This window comes from Neisseria chenwenguii, from assembly GCF_002216145.1.
GTDB lineage: Bacteria > Pseudomonadota > Gammaproteobacteria > Burkholderiales > Neisseriaceae > Neisseria > Neisseria chenwenguii.
In genome coordinates, this window is sequence record NZ_CP022278.1 from 735828 (window position 1) to 751772 (window position 15945).

The following is a 15945-nucleotide window of genomic DNA, read 5'->3' on the forward strand; positions in this document are numbered from 1 at the left end:
ACTACCCGTCTTGTTAACCGCACGATTCCGATTTTCCGCCGATGCTGACCTATACCCCCCCTGAATCCCGACAGACCGTCCAAACCCGCGAAAAACCTTGGCTGCTGCTGCTGATGGCGTTTGCCTGGCTGTGGCCGGGGGTGTTTTCGCACGATTTGTGGAACCCGTCCGAGCCGGTTTTGCTGACGGCGGCCGAATCGCTGAAAAACGGCGCGCAGCCTTTCGTGGCGGAAATTTTCGGCCAGCCCGAATTCCGCATTTCGCCCGTTTATCTTTGGGTGGCGGCGGCGTTTCAGAACCTGTTTGCGCCGTGGGCGGCCGATGCCTATGCCGCCGCGCGGTTTGCCAGCGTGATTTTTACCGTTATCGGTCTGACTTCCTGCGGCATGGCGGGGTTTAACTTTTTAGGCCGTCCGCACGGGCGCAGCGTGGTGCTGATTCTCATCGGCTGCGCGGGGCTGCTTCAGATGGCGCACTTGATGGGCGGCGTATCGCCCGTGTTCGCCGCGCTGGGCATGGTTTTGTACGGCTTTTCGCTGGCACACCGCCGCGTGATTGCCGCCGCGCTGCTGATGGGGGGCGGCTGGGCGCTGTTGTCGGTTTCCGCCGGTTTCCTGCTGCCGCTGGCGCTGATGCTGACCGCGGCCGCGCTGCCGATCAGCCGCCAATGGCGGTTCAAACGCTATTACGTTACCTTAATCGGTGCGCTGGCGGTGGCGCTGCCGCTGATGACGGTTTATCCGCTGGCCCTGCGCAGCGCCCGTCCCGATTTGTTTGCCGTTTGGCTGGACAGTCATTTTTGGGGACGTTACGGCGGCCTGACGGATTTTCAGACGGCCTTCAACCTGTTTTACTACCTGCGCAACCTACTCTGGTTTGCCTTCCCCGCCTGGCCGCTGGCGGTTTGGACGCTGACGCGCACCGGTTTCCGCAACAGCCGCTGGGGCGTATTGAGCACCGCATGGCTGGCGGTGGCGGGCATGTTGCTGGTTTTGAATCCGCACACCTACCAAGACAACCTTGTCTGGCTGCTGCCGCCGCTGGCGCTGCTCGGCGCGGCGCAACTCGACGGCCTGCGGCGCGGCGCGGCGGCGTTCCTCAACTGGTTCGGCATCATGGCCTTCGGCCTGTTTGCCGCGTTTTTGTGGATCGGCTTTTTTGCGATGAACTTCGGTTTCCCCGCCAAACTCGCCGAACGCGCCGCCTACTTCAGTCCGTTTTACACGCCCGACATCGCCCCGATGCCGATGGTGGTCGCCATCCTGTTCACCCCGCTGTGGCTGCTGGCGATTACCCGTAAAAACATCCGTGGCCGCCAAGCCGTGACCAACTGGGCGGCGGGCGTAACCCTCGCTTGGGCGCTTTTGATGACCCTGTTCCTGCCCTGGCTCGACGCTGCCAAAAGCTACCGCACCGTGGTTCAGCAAATGGAAGCCGCGCTGACGCCGCAACAACGTGCGCAATTTTCAGACGGCCAAGAATGCATCGGCACAGACGCAAACGACCAGCGCACCCGCATCGCATGGACGCAATACAGCAAACTGCCCTTGAGCGCAGGCAACGACGGCTGCCGCTACCGCTTGGTGCGGCAACCCAAAGACACCGCCGCGCCCGCAGGCTGGACAAAACTCTGGCAGGGCGCACGCCCGCGCAACAAGGTTGAGGGATTCGCGCTGTTGGAAAGGGGGCGGTAAGCATCGCGCAAATAGACAGGCCGTCTGAAATTCGGTTACTGAGCGTAATCGAAGTATTCAGACGGCCTGCTTTATTTTCATTAAATTACAGCCAAACACCTAAATTCCCGCATTTGCTTCCCATTTTTTTGATTCTACACGAAACAAAATTTCACATTTCCTTTGACTTGCCGCAAGCGCCTCCGACAAATTTCTTGGCGTCCGTTTTGCCGCATTTTAGAATCACGGCAACTTTTCAAAACCGCAGGAGAACATCATGTCCGATTTCAAACAGACGCCCGTGAAACACGGCCTGCCCGATTTGTCCAAGAGCATGATTTGGATGCTCAGTTTCGGCTTTTTGGGCGTTCAGACGGCCTTTGCGCTGCAAAGCTCGCAGATGAGCCGTATTTTCCAAACGCTGGGTGCCGACCCGCATTCGCTGGGCTGGTTTTTCATTCTGCCGCCCTTGTTCGGCATGATTGTGCAGCCGATTGTCGGCCATTTCTCCGACCGCACTTGGATGCCGAAGCTGGGCGGCCGACGTCTGCCCTATCTGATTTACGGCACAGTTATCGCGGTTTTGGTGATGATTTTCCTGCCCAATTCGGGCAGCTTGGGCTTGAGCGTAACTTCCGCGCTGCTGTTCGGCGCGCTGATGATTGCGCTCTTGGACGTTTCGTCGAATATGGCGATGCAGCCGTTTAAAATGATGGTCGGCGACATGGTCAACGACAAGCAGAAAAGCTACGCCTACGGCATCCAGAGTTTTCTGTCGAACACGGGCGCGGTGATTGCCACCATTCTGCCGTTTGTGTTTGCCGCCGTCGGTTTGAGCAACGTGGCGGCCAAAGGCGAAGTGCCGCAAACCGTGGTCGTCGCTTTCTATCTGGGCGCGGCGCTGTTGGTGTTTACCAGCACGCTGACCATCATGAAAGTGAAGGAATACGACCCCGAAACCTACGCGCGCTACCACGGTATTTCAACTGACGCCAATAAAGAGAAAGCCAACTGGTTCACCCTCCTGAAAGAAGCGCCGAAGGCCTTCTGGACGGTTTCGCTGGTGCAGTTTTTCTGCTGGTTTGCGTTCCAATATTTGTGGACTTACTCCGCCGGCGCGATTGCGGAAAACGTGTGGGGCACAACCGATGCGGCTTCCGCCGGCTATCAGGCCGCGGGCAACTGGTTCGGCGTATTGTCGGCCGTACAGTCCGTTGCTGCCGTCGCCTGCTCGTATGTGCTGGCGAAAATCCCTGCCGAACGCAACAAACAAGGCTATTTCGCCACGCTGCTGCTGGGCGCAATCGGCTTCGCTTCGGTATTTTTCGTGACCAACCAATACGCGCTGGTGGTTTCCTATATCTTGGTCGGCATCGCATGGGCGGGCATTCTGACCTATCCGCTGACCATCGTGACCAACGCACTCTCAGGCAAACACATGGGTACCTACTTGGGCTTGTTCAACGGCTCCATCTGTATGCCGCAGATTGTCGCGTCATTGGTGAGCTTCGCGCTGTTCCCGCTGTTGGGCAGCCATCAGGGCAGTATGTTCCTCGTTGCTGCCGTGGCCCTGCTGCTGGGCGCGTTCTCGGTGTTTGTGATTAAAGAAACGCATCAGTAAACCGACAGGCCGTCTGAAAATCCGATCGCGGTAAACGGGTTTTCGGACGGCTTTATTTTCAGTAGGTACGGTTAGCCGCACCAAGCGGCGTAACCGTACGGAAGCCTGTTTCACATCGGTATCAAACTTTGCGTACGGTTACGCGCAAAAAGCCGCGCTAACCGTACATTTTCAGACGGCATCCAAAACCTGTTTCCTAATGAAAGTTCCTCATGCAAACCCAACCTTTCGGCACCGTCGGCGGGCAAACCGTCGAAAAATACACTTTAACCAACAAACACGGTACGCGCGCCGGCATTCTGACGCTCGGCGGCATCGTGCAGGAGTTTTCCGTTTCAGACGGCCATACCCGCAAAAATCTGGTGGTCGCGTTTGGCCGCGCCGAAGACTACGCGGAAAACCCGTTTCAAATTAACAAACAAATCGGCCGTGTCGCGGGGCGCATCGGCGGCGCGGCGTTTGAATTGAACGGCAGAACCTGCCGCGTTGAAGCCAACGAGCGCGGCAATACTTTGCACGGCGGCAGCAAAGGCTTGGGAACGCGCCTGTTTGCGGTCGAGTCCGCCGATGATACGGAATTGGTGCTGCGCAGCGTCGTGCGCGAAGTCGAAGACGGTTTCCCCAACGATTTGGATTTGCGCATCTTCTACCGTCTTGACGACGAAAACCGCCTGAGCATCCGCTATCACGCCGAAGCCTTGGGCGATACGGTGTTCGACCCGACCATGCATATTTACTGGCAACTTGCGCCGAACTTGGCGGGCGCATCGTTCAGAATTCCGCACGGCGAACGTGCGGTTTTAAAAGACGATAATGTGCCGACGGGCGAATTTGATGCCAATCCGCTGTTTGATTTTTCAGACGGCATCAATCTTGCCGAAGCGGTGGAAAACCTGCGTAAAAACAACGTGAAACAAGGCTTCGACGAAGCCTACCGCGTGCGCCCCGATCTGGCCGCGCCCGTTGCCGTATTGGAACATTCGGACTGCCGCATCAATATTTTCAGCAGCCGCAACGGCTTGGTCGTGTTCACCGCTTCGCCCGCCGACATTCCGCAACACGACGCGGGCGTGTATAACGCGCTGGCGACCGAGCCGCAAACCCTGCCCAACAGCCTCAACATCCCCGAATTCGGCAACATCCGCCTGAATGCGGGCGAAACCCATCAATCCGAAATGATTTTTCAAGTTGAAACCCTTTGATTGGAGCGAAAAATGTACACACGAATTATGGAAACCGATCCTTGGATTATCCGTTCGCAAAAGCTGGAAACCGAACACAAACGCTTACAGGAAAGCCTGACCAGCATCGGCAACGGCTACATGGGCGCACGCGGCAGCTTTGAGGAAAGCTATTCCGCCGACAGCCATTTGGGCACCTACATCGCCGGCGTGTGGTTCCCCGACAAAACCCGCGTGGGCTGGTGGAAAAACGGTTATCCGAAATACTTCGGCAAAGCCATCAACGCCGTCAATTTCGCAAAAGTGAAAATTTTTGTGGACGGCAGCGAAGTGGATTTGGCGAAAAACCAAGTGTCCGACTTTTCCGTCGCCCTGAATATGCAGACAGGCGTATTGCGCCGCAGCTTTACCGTATCCGGCGTGAAATTTGATCTGACCAAATTCTTCTCCGTCGCCCGAAAAGAGCTGGCCGTACTGCGTTGGGACGTAGTTTCCGCCGACGGCAAAACCCACAAAGTGCGCATCGAATCGCTGATTGACGCCGACGTAAAAAACGAAGATTCCAACTACGAGGGCAAATTCTGGCAAGTGTTGGACAAAGCCGCCCAAACGGGCGAATCGCACATCGCCAGCCAAACCGTGGAAAACCCTTTCGGCGTAGAACAATTCATCGTCAACGCGCATCAGGTGTTTGCCGGAGACTTTGCCGAAACCGCGCAAACCGCTGCCGACTGGCAGGTCGGCAACGTATTCGAAGCCGAAGCCGGCAGCGAAGCCAAAGCATTTGAAAAACGCGTTATCGTCACCACCAGCCGCGACTATCAAGGCTTGGCCGCCGTCGAAGCCGCAGGCCGCGACCTGGTTGCGAAAATCAAAAACGAAACATTCGAAGACCTGCTCGCCGCGCATGAAAACAGCTGGAAACGCCGTTGGGAAATCGCCGACGTCGTCATCGAAGGCAGCGACGAAGCGCAGCAGGGCATCCGCTTCAACCTGTTCCAACTCTTCTCCACCTATTACGGCGAAGACGCCCGTCTCAATATCGGCCCGAAAGGCTTCACCGGCGAAAAATACGGCGGCGCCACCTATTGGGACACCGAAGCCTACGCGGTTCCGCTCTACCTCTCATTGGCCGAGCCGCAAGTAACCCGCAACCTGCTGCAATACCGCCGCAACCAGCTCCCCCAAGCGCAGCACAACGCGCGCGAACAAGGCTTGGCGGGCGCGTTATACCCGATGGTGACGTTTACCGGCATCGAGTGCCACAACGAATGGGAAATCACCTTTGAAGAAATCCACCGCAACGGCGCCATTGCCTACGCGATTTACAACTACACCAACTACACCGGCGACGAAACCTATCTGGCCAAAGAAGGCTTGGAAGTGCTGGTCGAAATCGCCCGCTTCTGGGCCGACCGCGTCCACTTCTCCAAACGCAACGGCCAATACATGATCCACGGCGTAACCGGCCCCAACGAATACGAAAACAACATCAACAACAACTGGTACACCAACACGCTGGCCGTGTGGGTCTTAACCTACACCCGCGACGCGCTGGCCAAATACCCGCGTCCCGATTTGTGCGTCTCCGCCGACGAACTGGCCAAATGGAACGACATCATCGAAAAAATGTACCTGCCGTTTGACCAAGAGCTCAACGTATTCGTCCAACACGACGGCTTCCTCGACAAAGACCTGCGCCCAGTTTCCGCGCTCTCAAAAGACGACCTGCCGCTCAACCAAAAATGGTCGTGGGACAAAATCCTGCGTTCTCCGTTTATCAAACAGGCCGACGTTTTGCAGGGCATCTATTTCTTCGGCGACAAATTCAGCCTCGACGAAAAACGCCGCAACTACGACTTCTACGAGCCGATGACCGTACACGAAAGCTCGCTCTCGCCCTCCATCCACGCCATTTTGGCCGCCGAATTGGGCAAAGGCGAAAAAGCCGTCGAAATGTACGAACGCACCGCCCGCCTCGATTTGGACAACTACAACAACGACACCGACGACGGCCTGCACATCACCTCGATGACCGGCTCGTGGCTCGCCATCGTACAAGGCTTCGCCCAAATGAAAACCTGGGGCGGCCGCCTCAGTTTCGCCCCCTTTCTGCCCACCGCATGGAAAGGCTACGCCTTCCACATCAACTACCGCGGCCGGCTGCTGAAAGTCGAAGTCGGCACCGAAGTCAAACTCACCCTGCTCAAAGGCGAAGCGCTCGAACTGTCCGTTTACGGCGAACCCGTCAAACTGGAAAACAGCTTTGCCACCGCGCTGAAGAAATAAGGCCGGCAGTTTTCAGACGGCCCGAACGCTCAAACAAGGCCGTCTGAAAACCAAACAGGCGCCCGAACAACCGCAACCCGCTCCCTCCCCCGCAGGGGAGGGCCGGGAAGAGGGCAAAACGCCCGGGCCGTCTGAAACGCCGGCAGAACAAAACACAAGGAGCTCCCCATGACCTTCCAAGCCGTATTATTCGACCTCGACGGCGTCATCACCGATACCGCCGAATACCACTACCGCGCATGGAAAAAGCTGGCCGAAGAAATCGGCATCAGCATCGACCGCAAATTCAACGAAACCCTCAAAGGCGTTTCCCGCGAAGACTCGCTCAAACGCATCCTCGCCCACGGCGGCAAAACCGTCGGCGACGAAGAATTCGCCGCACTCGCCAAACGCAAAAACGACAACTACGTCGAAATGATCGCCGCCATCACCCCCGCCGACGTCTATCCCGGCATCCTGCCGCTGCTCGACGAACTCAAAGCCGCCGGCAAAAAAATCGCCCTGGCCTCCGCCAGCAAAAACGGCCCCTTCCTGCTCGAATGCATGGGTCTGACCGCCTACTTCGGCGCCATCGCCGACCCCGCCGCCGTCGCCCAATCCAAACCAGCACCCGACATCTTCCTCGCCGCCGCCGAAGGCGTGCACACCCCGATCGGGCAATGTCTCGGCATCGAAGACGCCTCCGCCGGCATCCAAGCCATCAAATCCGCCGGCGCCCTGCCCGTCGGCGTCGGCAAAGCCGAAGACCTGGGCAGCGACATCGCCCTCGTTCCCGATACCGCCAAACTCACTTTGGCCTATCTGGAAAAAGTTTGGGCAAACGCCCGCGGTTGAAGCGTCTGCATATAAAAGGCCGTCTGAAAGTTTTTTCAGACGGCCTGTTTTCTTCAACCGTTTTACCCGCGCTCCGCCGCATCTTTCAGCAGCACATCCGCCGCGAGAATGCCCAGATTGTTCGCAGCCAGCAGGCTGTATCCGGTAAGCAGCAGGCGGTCTTGGCGGACTTGGCCGGTGATACCATCGTTCAACACGGTCATGCCGAGCGACTGCAAGCGTTCGGCAACCAGCTAGGGCAGACGGCCGGGCATGTAGCCGATGTCGATATTGGCGCCCTCGTCAAGCGCGTCGGGGAACACGCAGAGTCGGTAACCGGCAAACGGGAAACTTCCCTCTTGCGCGGCGTGACCGTGGCAGAGGGTGATGATGCAGCGTCGGTTCGCCACCGCCCACTCCAACACCTGCGCGACTTCACGGCTTTCGGGAATGGCGTTCAGCGCACCGTGGCCGCCGGGAATCAATACGGCGGTGCAGGGCGAATCTTCGGCCAAAACCTGCGGCAGGATGTCGGCCAGTTTGTGCGGTTTTTGCAGCTTGGGCAGGTAGGTTTGGAAAATGTTCAAAACGGCTTCGTCTTCCTGCGGCATCGCCACATTCGAATTTGGCGGCGTTGCCCGACAGGGTGGCGACTTCGATTTCGAAGCCGGCTTCGTGGATGTGCAGCATGGGTAGCAGGGTCTCGACGGAGTGGTTGCCGGTGGAGAAAAGTTTGCCGTTCTGCATTTGCAGATAGCGCTCGTCGGCGGCAATCATCAGCACTGTACTTGCCGCCGCGGCAGGGTTCGGCAAACTGCACGCCTTTGAAATCGGTTTTCGGCGCGGTATATTGGCTCAGGAAATATTCGGAGGGGAAATAGGCGTTGTATTCCGCGCGGTCGGGTACGGGGGGTTTGCTCGGTTCGGTCATGTCGTTTGATTACTTAAAACAGATGGAGCGCGGATTACACCCACGATGCCTGTCTGAAAACGGCAAACCGCCCAAGTCTGCGTAAAACCTGCGCCGCTGCTTCCCGTAAAAATATCAGCCTGTTCTTCTTGAATCCTCACTATTTTCAGACAGGCATTTCAGGTCGTCAGAACACCCTATTTCCTACCCAAAACCTCCCCCAAAAAATCCGCCACCGCCCGAACTTTTTGGCTGTGGCGCACGTCTTCGTGCATCACCAAATGCAGGCTGCCTGAAAATATTTCATCGGTGTGAACGCGCACAAAATCAGCCGTTTCGCCGTATTCAAAGGGCAGCCAGCCTACGCCTAATTGTTGCCGTACGGCGGATTTCATCACGGCGAAATCGTTGCAGGCGAAGCGGATGTTTTTGTCGGCAAGCTGTTTTTTCAGCCATTCGCTGCGCAAGCCGTCCACGGCGAAGCGGATGTATTGCCAATCGGTTTCGGGGGTGTTTCGGGCGTAATCGCGGTGGGCGAACCAGCCGTAATGCACGTCGCGCAGGCGTCGGACGACCAAATCGTTTTGTTCGGGCAGGGCGAAGCGCAGGGTGATGTCGGCTTGGCGTTGGTGCAGGCTGCTGATGGCTGTGTTGCTGCTTAACACCAGCCGAATCGTGTCGGTGCGCCGATAAAATTCCGCCAAACGGGAGGCAATCAGGGCATATGCGACAAAGGGCGGCACGGAAACGGATACTTCCGTAACGGCTTGGCGGCTGTCCTGCGCAGCTTGGGCGAATTGGCACACGTTGAACTGCAATTTTCTGGCTTCGGCATACAAGCGCTCGCCGTCCGCCGTGAGCAGGTAGCGTTTGTTGATGCGGTCAAACAGGTGCAAATCCAGCTGCTTTTCCAGCCGTTCAATGCGGTGCGATACGGTGCTGTGTTCTACTTGCAAAGCAGCGGCGGTGGCGGTAAGGGTTTGCTTTTCCACTAATAACAGGAAATAGTGGATGTCGTTCCAGTCTAAATTCATGGTTTATGTTGTGTATAAATAATCACTGTTTTGCATTTTATTGCTGTTTTTATGCAAAAAATATAGACACAACTCGCTTCGTCAGTTCGGCAGTCAGTTCAAAACAGATTGCCATTTCAACAACCCATTTATTTTTGGAGACGAAAATGCCTGTATTTAACGCCCATGTTCCTGCCGGAAAATTCACCAAAGAACAAAAAGCCGCTCTTGCCGATGCCTTTGTTTTAGCGCTGCACGATGCGCTGAATGCGCCGGAAGACGACCAATTTGTCGTGATTAACGAGCATTCGGAAGACAACCTGTTTATCCATCCGACCTTTCCCAATATGAACCGCACGGATAAACGCATGATTGTTACCGTGGATGTCAGCACCACGCGCACGCTGGAAGAAAAACGCAAATTAACCGAATTGGTTACCAAGTATGCGGTGGAAAAAGTCGGTATCGGACAAGATGATATTGCGTTGCTGATTTACGCTCTGCCAATGGAAAACATGAGCTTCGGCGGCGGTAAAATCATGACCGACGATGCCGAAGCGATGGCAAAAAGAATGCGTTAAGCCACGATAAAGAACAGCGGCGCAAACGGTCGGCAAGCTGTTCATGCTGCCTGAAAACCGATTGGCACCGCTGTTTACATCACACACATTATTCACTGCTACACAGGGAGACCACAAATGAATCCAAAATTCAACAAATTATTTGAACCCGTAACTTTCCCCAACGGCACAACCATTGCCAGCCGTTTTACCCAAGGGCCGATGGTCGTGTCGGCTCTGAATTCAACGGCGAAATCGGCGCAGACGATTTGGCGTATTGGGAACGCCGCAACGATTCAGGCAACCTGCTTATCACAGGGGCGACCGCTGTTTCCGAATACAGCGATGCTTACGGCAACGGCTTGAAACTGCATAAAGACGAATTGCTTGATGGCTGGAAAAAATTGGCCATCGTGATGAAAGCCAAAGGCAACCGCGCCGTGGTGCAACTGTTTCATGCAGGCTACCGCGCGTCGGTTACCTACAAAGAAAAAGGCGTGGCATACAGCGCCAGCACCAAAGAATACAAATTTCTGGATTATCCCGTAACGGGTTTGACCGAAGCGCAAATCGAAGAAACGCTGAACGATTTCGCTGCCGCCGCCAAACGGGCGATTGACGCGGGTTTTGACGGCATTGAGATTCACGGTGCCAACCGCTATCTGATTCATCAATTCTTTTCCGCCGTTTCCAATGTGCGCAACGGCCAATGGGGCGGCAGCCTTGAAAACCGCGCACGCTTCGGCTTGGAAGTGGTAAAACGCATTAAAGCTGTGATTCGGCAATACGCCAAACCCGATTTCATTTTGGGCTACCGCATTTCGCCCGAAGAAATCCACCGCGAAGGCAACGGCTTTACCTTTGACGAAGCCTTGTATCTGATTGACGAAGTGGCGAAATTGGGCGTGGACTATTTCAACGTTTCGCAATCGGGCATCCGCAGCTTCGCCGCCGCGCCCAAAGCAGGCGCATATATGGGGCAGGCGATTAACAAAGTAATTAAAGAAAAATTGGCAGGACGTGCGCTGGTGTTGGCATCGGGCGATTTGACCAGCCCCGATAAAATCTTGGAAGCCGTTACCGAATACGCCGACATCGCGTCCGCCGCCACTATGGTGCTGATTGACCCCGACCTCCAAAAACGCAGTCAAAATGCAGAAAACCCAAGTTCCCGGCTATTTCCGCCAAATGGTGGGCGATTTTGAAGTAACCGCTTTGTATGACGGCGTGGGCAATTTAGATTCATCGCTGATGACCCAATACACCACGTTCAGCAAAGCCGAATTAGACGCGACGCTTGACCATGAATTTACCCCACGCAGCGAATTGGGCGGCTTGGAAGGCACCATCATCGCCTTTTTGGTCAATACAGGCGATTATTTGATTTTGATTGACGCAGGCAAAGGCGAAACCGAAGCCCCGATTTTCTTGGACAAACAAGGGCGTTTATTAGCAGCCTGAAAGCGGCTGGCTACAAACCGAGCCAAATTGACATTATTTTGCCGACCCATATGCACGCCGACCACATCAACGGCATCGTGCACAAAGGCAAACGCGTCTTCAAAAACGCCACCGTGTACCTGCCCAATCAGGAAAAAGCATTCTGGATTGACACGCCGATTGCCAAACTGCCTGCCGAAATTCAGCCCTATGTGAAATTGGCGCATTATGCGGTTGAGCCGTATATCAAAGCAGGCAAAGTGAAATACTACAATTCGGGCGGCGAAGTGCTTGCAGGCGTGAAATCCATTCCCCTATTCGGCCACACTCCAGGACACAGCGGTTTTGAATTTACGTCGAAAGGCGAAAAAATACTGGTGTGGGGCGACATCATGCACAACCACGCCGTACAGATGGCACACCCCGAGGTGGCGATTGAGTTTGATGCCAACGCCGATGCCGCCCGCAAAACCCGTCAGGAATTTTTGCCGAAAGTCGCCGCCAGCAAAATTTTAGTGGCAGGCGCGCATTTGCCGTTCCCGGGATTGGGGCATATTCAAATGGAAAAAGACGGCAAGGGTTATCGCTGGATTCCTGTGCAATATCGTCCGTTTGATAAGCATTAAAAAGGAGCTTCCGGCAGGCTGAAAGCCCCCCTGAACCCGATGCCGTCTGAAAAAATGATTTTTTCAGACGGCATTCCAATATTGCCTTTGGTGGAACGTTGCCATTTTCAGGAAAATGTCGGGGTGTTTGGCTTTTCCAAACGGCCGCACCGCCCGCAGCGGGCGGAACCTGTGCCCGCCCCACCGTTTTACCGCCCTCTTAAAAAAGCGTACAATTCGGCCTATTTTTCTGATTACTCAATATTTTTCAGACAGGCATTGCTATTTTCAGACGGCACAATGCCTGTCTGAAATCCACCCGTAAAGTTGAAACGCATGATTTACCCCAAAACCTACGACGTCATCGTCGTCGGCGGCGGCCACGCCGGTACCGAAGCCGCGCTGGCCGCCGCGCGCATGGGCGCGCAGACGCTGCTGCTCACGCACAACATCGAAACCCTCGGCCAAATGTCGTGCAACCCGTCCATCGGCGGCATCGGCAAAGGCCACCTTGTGCGCGAAGTCGATGCGCTAGGCGGCGCGATGGCCTTGGCGACCGACAAATCGGGCATCCAGTTCCGCCGCCTGAACGCCAGCAAAGGTGCGGCGGTTCGCGCCACGCGCGCGCAGGCCGACCGCATTTTGTACAAAGCCGCTATCCGCGAGATGCTGGAAAACCAAGAAAATCTCGAACTCTTTCAACAGGCTGTGGAAGACATCACGCTGGACGGCGAACGCGTGTCGGGCGTGAAAACCGCGATGGGTGTGGAGTTCAAAGCCCGCGCCGTAGTGCTGACCGCGGGTACGTTTCTGGCGGGCAAAATCCATATCGGTTTGGAAAACTACGCGGGCGGACGCGCGGGCGACCCTGCCGCGCAGGGCTTGTCAGGCCGTCTGAAAGAATTAAAGCTGCCACAAAGCCGTCTGAAAACGGGCACGCCGCCGCGCATCGACGGCCGTACCATCGATTTTTCGCAGCTTACCGAACAGCCCGGCGATACGCCCGTTCCCGTATTTTCCGTGCGCGGCAACGCGGAGATGCACCCACGCCAGGTGTCGTGCTGGATTACGCATACCAACTTGAAAACACACGAGATTATCCGCAGCGGCTTTGACCGCAGCCCCATGTTTACCGGCAAAATAGAAGGCGTGGGGCCGCGCTATTGCCCGTCGATCGAAGACAAAATCAACCGTTTCGCCGACAAGGAAAGTCACCAGATTTTTCTCGAACCCGAAGGCCTGACGACGCACGAATACTACCCCAACGGCATCTCCACCAGCCTGCCGTTCGACATCCAGCTTGCGCTCGTGCGCAGCATGAAAGGCCTTGAAAACGCACATATTCTGCGCCCGGGCTACGCCATCGAATACGACTATTTCGACCCGCGCAACCTCAAAGCCAGCCTGGAAACCAAAACCGTCGCCGGCCTGTTTTTCGCCGGCCAAATCAACGGCACCACCGGCTACGAAGAAGCCGCCGCGCAAGGCCTGCTGGCCGGTGCAAACGCTGTGCAGTTCGTGCGCGGACAAGACCCGCTGCTGCTGCGCCGCGAACAGGCTTACTTGGGCGTGTTGGTGGACGATTTGATTACCAAAGGCGTGAACGAACCCTACCGCATGTTCACCAGCCGCGCCGAATACCGCCTGCAACTGCGCGAAGACAACGCCGACATGCGTCTGACCGAAGACGGCCACAAAATCGGCCTGGTCGGCGAAGCCCAATGGCGCGCGTTCAACGAAAAACGCGAAGCCGTCGAGCGCGAAATCCAACGCCTGAAAACCACTTGGTACACGCCGCAAAAGCTGCCCGAAAGCGAGCAAATCCGCGTATTCGGCCAAAAACTCGCCCGCGAAGCCAACCTGCACGACCTGCTGCGCCGCCCCAACCTCGACTACGCCGCGCTGATGACGCTGGAAGGCGCCATGCCGTCTGAAAGCCTGTCTGAAAACGTGGTCGAACAGGTGGAAATCCAAGTGAAATACCAAGGCTACATCGACCGCCAAAACGAAGAAATCTCCGAACGCCGCGACATCGAAACCCTGAAACTGCCGTCCGAAATCGACTACGCCAAAGTGAAGGGCTTGTCCGCCGAAGTGCAGCAGAAACTCAACCAGCACCGCCCCGAAACCGTCGGCCAAGCCAGCCGTATTTCGGGTGTTACGCCTGCGGCGGTGGCTCTGTTGATGGTGCATTTGAAGCGCGGGTTTAAAGACGCAAAATAGTTTTGCCGTTTAAGTTTGCCGTTGCAAAATGCGTAAGGCCGTCTGAAAATTTCAGACGGCCTTATTATTAGCGTTATTCAACGATAACCTGTCATCTCCGTATAGCCTTTGGCACGCATACAGTATGCAACCAATTTATTTGCCTGCGTTTTTTCCAAATGGCTGGCACCGACATCATGGCGGCAATATCCCAATTGATCTTTCGCAGCCTGAGCAGATACCCCTTCTTTACCCCAATATTTGTAAGGTTGCGGTGTGGCACAACCGGAAAAGAGCAATGCGGCCGCTGCCAAATATACGAACCGAATCATTATTTTTTTCTCCTGACCCGACGGCGGATTGTTACCGCGTCCGCCGCCTGACGGATTCCCTGTTTTGCTCGGCCAATTCGGATTGCCGCCATTTTGGTTTGCATAAGTCATTTTCGTTTCCTTTAAAATAATGTGATGAATTAACTATCTCATGATAGTTGGTTAAGTATAAACTTTCAACATTATAAATTCAACTATAATTTAATTTATATTGATTTTAGTTTATTGTTGATGCATCGGTTATTTTCCATACTCAGCCATATGGAAAAAACACACGCACCGCATCGTTACCGTCTGATTTTTGCGCAAAATATGCGGCAGATACGCCGTCTGAAAGAGTTGTCGCAAGAAGAACTGGCCTTTTCTGCCAACATCAGCAAAACCTATGTCTGCGAAATCGAGCGTGGCAGCAGGGCTATTTCGATTGATGTCATGGGGCAAATCGCCGATGCGCTGGAAATGCCTTTGGAGGAAATGCTGAAACAGGATTTGTTGCCGATTAAATAGAAAAAGCAGGCGGAGGCTGGCGGCAGTTGCGGCGGTTGAAAACTTGATAACGCCGCAACCGAACCCATATTACGAAAACCGTATTTTTATCTGGCAGGAACCAACCATGAGCGAACAAGACTTTGATTTGGACAATTTGGACGACTTGCTCGGCGACTTTGAAGGCGTAGCCGTCGAGGGAGGAGTGGACGCGGAAAGCGAAGACGACAACTGCGCCGGAGGCGCATGTAAGATTTAAGCCGCTGCCGACAGAAAAAGGCCGTCTGAAAACCTGTTACCATGTTTTCAGACGGCCTTTTCCATCAGTCAAATCAATAACGGGCACGGCGCGGTTCGCAGTCTTTAAAGACGATGCGGTCGCGGTTGTCGGTAATCATGACGGGCAGGGTTCGGAAGTTTTTGCGGTCCATGTAGGACGTGACCAGGCGGTAACCGCCGTCTTTGCCGAAAAAGGTATCGATGTTGTCGCTGCGGCCAAGGTTGATCGGCATGATGCGGCGTTTGCCGTTAACGACAGCGACGGCTTTGGTCGGCAGTTCCTGCCGGTTGAAGCTGTAACTTACGGTTACACGTTTACCGTTCTGGCAGGCATATTGCACAGACGTGCTTGGCGCCGCTTGTGCGGCGGCACCCGCCATAACCGCAAGAGCGGCGAACAGAATCACGGATACTTTTTTCATTTTGTTTTCCTTTGAGGAAAGGGTTGCAGGAAATGTCAATATAGCATGTCCGAAACGGCGCACCGGCGGGCTCAAGGTAAACTTTCGGTAAGTTTCGCAATCCGCCTCACGGCACAAAA

Annotated in this window: 17 protein-coding genes; 12 read left to right on the plus strand and 5 right to left on the minus strand. The window is 55.3% G+C overall.

The window, feature by feature from the left end:
* The first annotated feature begins 41 nt into the window (after positions 1-41).
* The 5 genes from BG910_RS03620 to pgmB all read left to right on the plus strand — a co-directional run bounded on the left by BG910_RS03620 (position 42) and on the right by pgmB (position 7598).
* Positions 42-1694, plus strand: a complete 1653-nt coding sequence (locus BG910_RS03620) for a hypothetical protein (RefSeq protein ID WP_089035668.1) — start codon at positions 42-44, stop codon at positions 1692-1694.
* Between the two features lie 256 nt (positions 1695-1950).
* Positions 1951-3294 (plus strand): SLC45 family MFS transporter, encoded by a 1344-nt coding sequence (locus BG910_RS03625; RefSeq protein WP_089035669.1) that lies wholly within the window; start codon positions 1951-1953, stop codon positions 3292-3294.
* Positions 3295-3506: 212 nt separating this feature from the next.
* Positions 3507-4496: an aldose epimerase family protein gene (locus BG910_RS03630; RefSeq protein ID WP_089035670.1), complete on the plus strand. Its 990-nt coding sequence runs from the start codon at positions 3507-3509 to the stop codon at positions 4494-4496.
* 12 nt (positions 4497-4508) lie between these two features.
* Positions 4509-6764, plus strand: coding sequence for a glycoside hydrolase family 65 protein (locus BG910_RS03635; protein ID WP_089035671.1), 2256 nt, complete (start codon positions 4509-4511; stop codon positions 6762-6764).
* A 168-nt stretch (positions 6765-6932) separates the two neighbouring features.
* Complete coding sequence (gene pgmB, locus BG910_RS03640) at positions 6933-7598, plus strand: beta-phosphoglucomutase (protein ID WP_089035672.1); 666 nt, start codon at positions 6933-6935, stop codon at positions 7596-7598.
* 62 nt (positions 7599-7660) lie between these two features.
* On the opposite strand, the gene BG910_RS12725 is transcribed toward pgmB, so the two are convergent.
* From BG910_RS12725 to BG910_RS03650, 3 genes are all read right to left on the minus strand, one after another.
* Positions 7661-7795 (minus strand): molecular chaperone, encoded by a 135-nt coding sequence (locus BG910_RS12725; RefSeq protein WP_232462230.1) that lies wholly within the window; start codon positions 7793-7795, stop codon positions 7661-7663.
* A gap of 36 nt (positions 7796-7831) precedes the next feature.
* Positions 7832-8188 (minus strand): type 1 glutamine amidotransferase family protein, encoded by a 357-nt coding sequence (locus BG910_RS12730; protein ID WP_232462231.1) that lies wholly within the window; start codon positions 8186-8188, stop codon positions 7832-7834.
* A 496-nt stretch (positions 8189-8684) separates the two neighbouring features.
* On the minus strand, positions 8685-9521 hold the full coding sequence (locus tag BG910_RS03650; RefSeq protein WP_089035673.1) for a LysR family transcriptional regulator: 837 nt from the start codon (positions 9519-9521) through the stop codon (positions 8685-8687).
* A 146-nt stretch (positions 9522-9667) separates the two neighbouring features.
* Between BG910_RS03650 and BG910_RS03655 the strand changes: the two genes are divergently transcribed.
* From BG910_RS03655 to mnmG, 5 genes are all read left to right on the plus strand, one after another.
* On the plus strand, positions 9668-10081 hold the full coding sequence (locus tag BG910_RS03655; protein WP_089035674.1) for a tautomerase family protein: 414 nt from the start codon (positions 9668-9670) through the stop codon (positions 10079-10081).
* A 248-nt stretch (positions 10082-10329) separates the two neighbouring features.
* Positions 10330-11265: an oxidoreductase gene (locus tag BG910_RS03660; protein ID WP_157694018.1), complete on the plus strand. Its 936-nt coding sequence runs from the start codon at positions 10330-10332 to the stop codon at positions 11263-11265.
* Complete coding sequence (locus BG910_RS12530) at positions 11213-11521, plus strand: MBL fold metallo-hydrolase (RefSeq protein ID WP_198344823.1); 309 nt, start codon at positions 11213-11215, stop codon at positions 11519-11521. The genes BG910_RS03660 and BG910_RS12530 overlap by 53 nt, the downstream gene beginning before the upstream one ends.
* Before the next feature lie 38 nt (positions 11522-11559).
* The gene (locus BG910_RS03665) at positions 11560-12126 is read left to right on the plus strand and encodes an MBL fold metallo-hydrolase (protein WP_232462232.1); all 567 of its coding nucleotides are present in this window, start codon (positions 11560-11562) and stop codon (positions 12124-12126) included.
* 306 nt (positions 12127-12432) lie between these two features.
* A complete protein-coding gene (gene mnmG, locus BG910_RS03670; protein WP_408633781.1) occupies positions 12433-14328 on the plus strand; it encodes a tRNA uridine-5-carboxymethylaminomethyl(34) synthesis enzyme MnmG in 1896 nt (631 codons plus the stop codon).
* A gap of 77 nt (positions 14329-14405) precedes the next feature.
* Here the strand turns inward: mnmG and BG910_RS03675 are convergent, their stop codons facing one another.
* Positions 14406-14750: a hypothetical protein gene (locus tag BG910_RS03675; RefSeq protein ID WP_089035677.1), complete on the minus strand. Its 345-nt coding sequence runs from the start codon at positions 14748-14750 to the stop codon at positions 14406-14408.
* Between the two features lie 150 nt (positions 14751-14900).
* Between BG910_RS03675 and BG910_RS03680 the strand changes: the two genes are divergently transcribed.
* Both BG910_RS03680 and BG910_RS12945 read left to right on the plus strand, forming a co-directional pair.
* Positions 14901-15146 (plus strand): helix-turn-helix domain-containing protein, encoded by a 246-nt coding sequence (locus BG910_RS03680; RefSeq protein WP_089035678.1) that lies wholly within the window; start codon positions 14901-14903, stop codon positions 15144-15146.
* Between the two features lie 106 nt (positions 15147-15252).
* Positions 15253-15384: a hypothetical protein gene (locus BG910_RS12945; protein ID WP_267897799.1), complete on the plus strand. Its 132-nt coding sequence runs from the start codon at positions 15253-15255 to the stop codon at positions 15382-15384.
* A gap of 73 nt (positions 15385-15457) precedes the next feature.
* Here BG910_RS12945 and BG910_RS03685 read toward each other — a convergent pair whose 3' ends face one another.
* Positions 15458-15826, minus strand: a complete 369-nt coding sequence (locus BG910_RS03685) for an ACP-like domain-containing protein (protein ID WP_089035679.1) — start codon at positions 15824-15826, stop codon at positions 15458-15460.
* Positions 15827-15945 lie beyond the last annotated feature (119 nt).

Bases quoted from the DNA above. Each gene is read 5' to 3' on its own strand.
- BG910_RS03620 (WP_089035668.1), top strand. From the start codon at position 42: ATGCTGACCTATACCCCCCCTGAATCCCGACAGACCGTCCAAACCCGC.
- BG910_RS03625 (WP_089035669.1), top strand. From the start codon at position 1,951: ATGTCCGATTTCAAACAGACGCCCGTGAAACACGGCCTGCCCGATTTG.
- BG910_RS03630 (WP_089035670.1), top strand. From the start codon at position 3,507: ATGCAAACCCAACCTTTCGGCACCGTCGGCGGGCAAACCGTCGAAAAA.
- BG910_RS03635 (WP_089035671.1), top strand. From the start codon at position 4,509: ATGTACACACGAATTATGGAAACCGATCCTTGGATTATCCGTTCGCAA.
- pgmB (WP_089035672.1), top strand. From the start codon at position 6,933: ATGACCTTCCAAGCCGTATTATTCGACCTCGACGGCGTCATCACCGAT.
- BG910_RS12730 (WP_232462231.1), bottom strand. From the start codon at position 8,188: ATGCCGCAGGAAGACGAAGCCGTTTTGAACATTTTCCAAACCTACCTG.
- BG910_RS03650 (WP_089035673.1), bottom strand. From the start codon at position 9,521: ATGAATTTAGACTGGAACGACATCCACTATTTCCTGTTATTAGTGGAA.
- BG910_RS03655 (WP_089035674.1), top strand. From the start codon at position 9,668: ATGCCTGTATTTAACGCCCATGTTCCTGCCGGAAAATTCACCAAAGAA.
- BG910_RS12530 (WP_198344823.1), top strand. From the start codon at position 11,213: ATGCAGAAAACCCAAGTTCCCGGCTATTTCCGCCAAATGGTGGGCGAT.
- BG910_RS03675 (WP_089035677.1), bottom strand. From the start codon at position 14,750: ATGACTTATGCAAACCAAAATGGCGGCAATCCGAATTGGCCGAGCAAA.
- BG910_RS03680 (WP_089035678.1), top strand. From the start codon at position 14,901: ATGGAAAAAACACACGCACCGCATCGTTACCGTCTGATTTTTGCGCAA.
- BG910_RS12945 (WP_267897799.1), top strand. From the start codon at position 15,253: ATGAGCGAACAAGACTTTGATTTGGACAATTTGGACGACTTGCTCGGC.
- BG910_RS03685 (WP_089035679.1), bottom strand. From the start codon at position 15,826: ATGAAAAAAGTATCCGTGATTCTGTTCGCCGCTCTTGCGGTTATGGCG.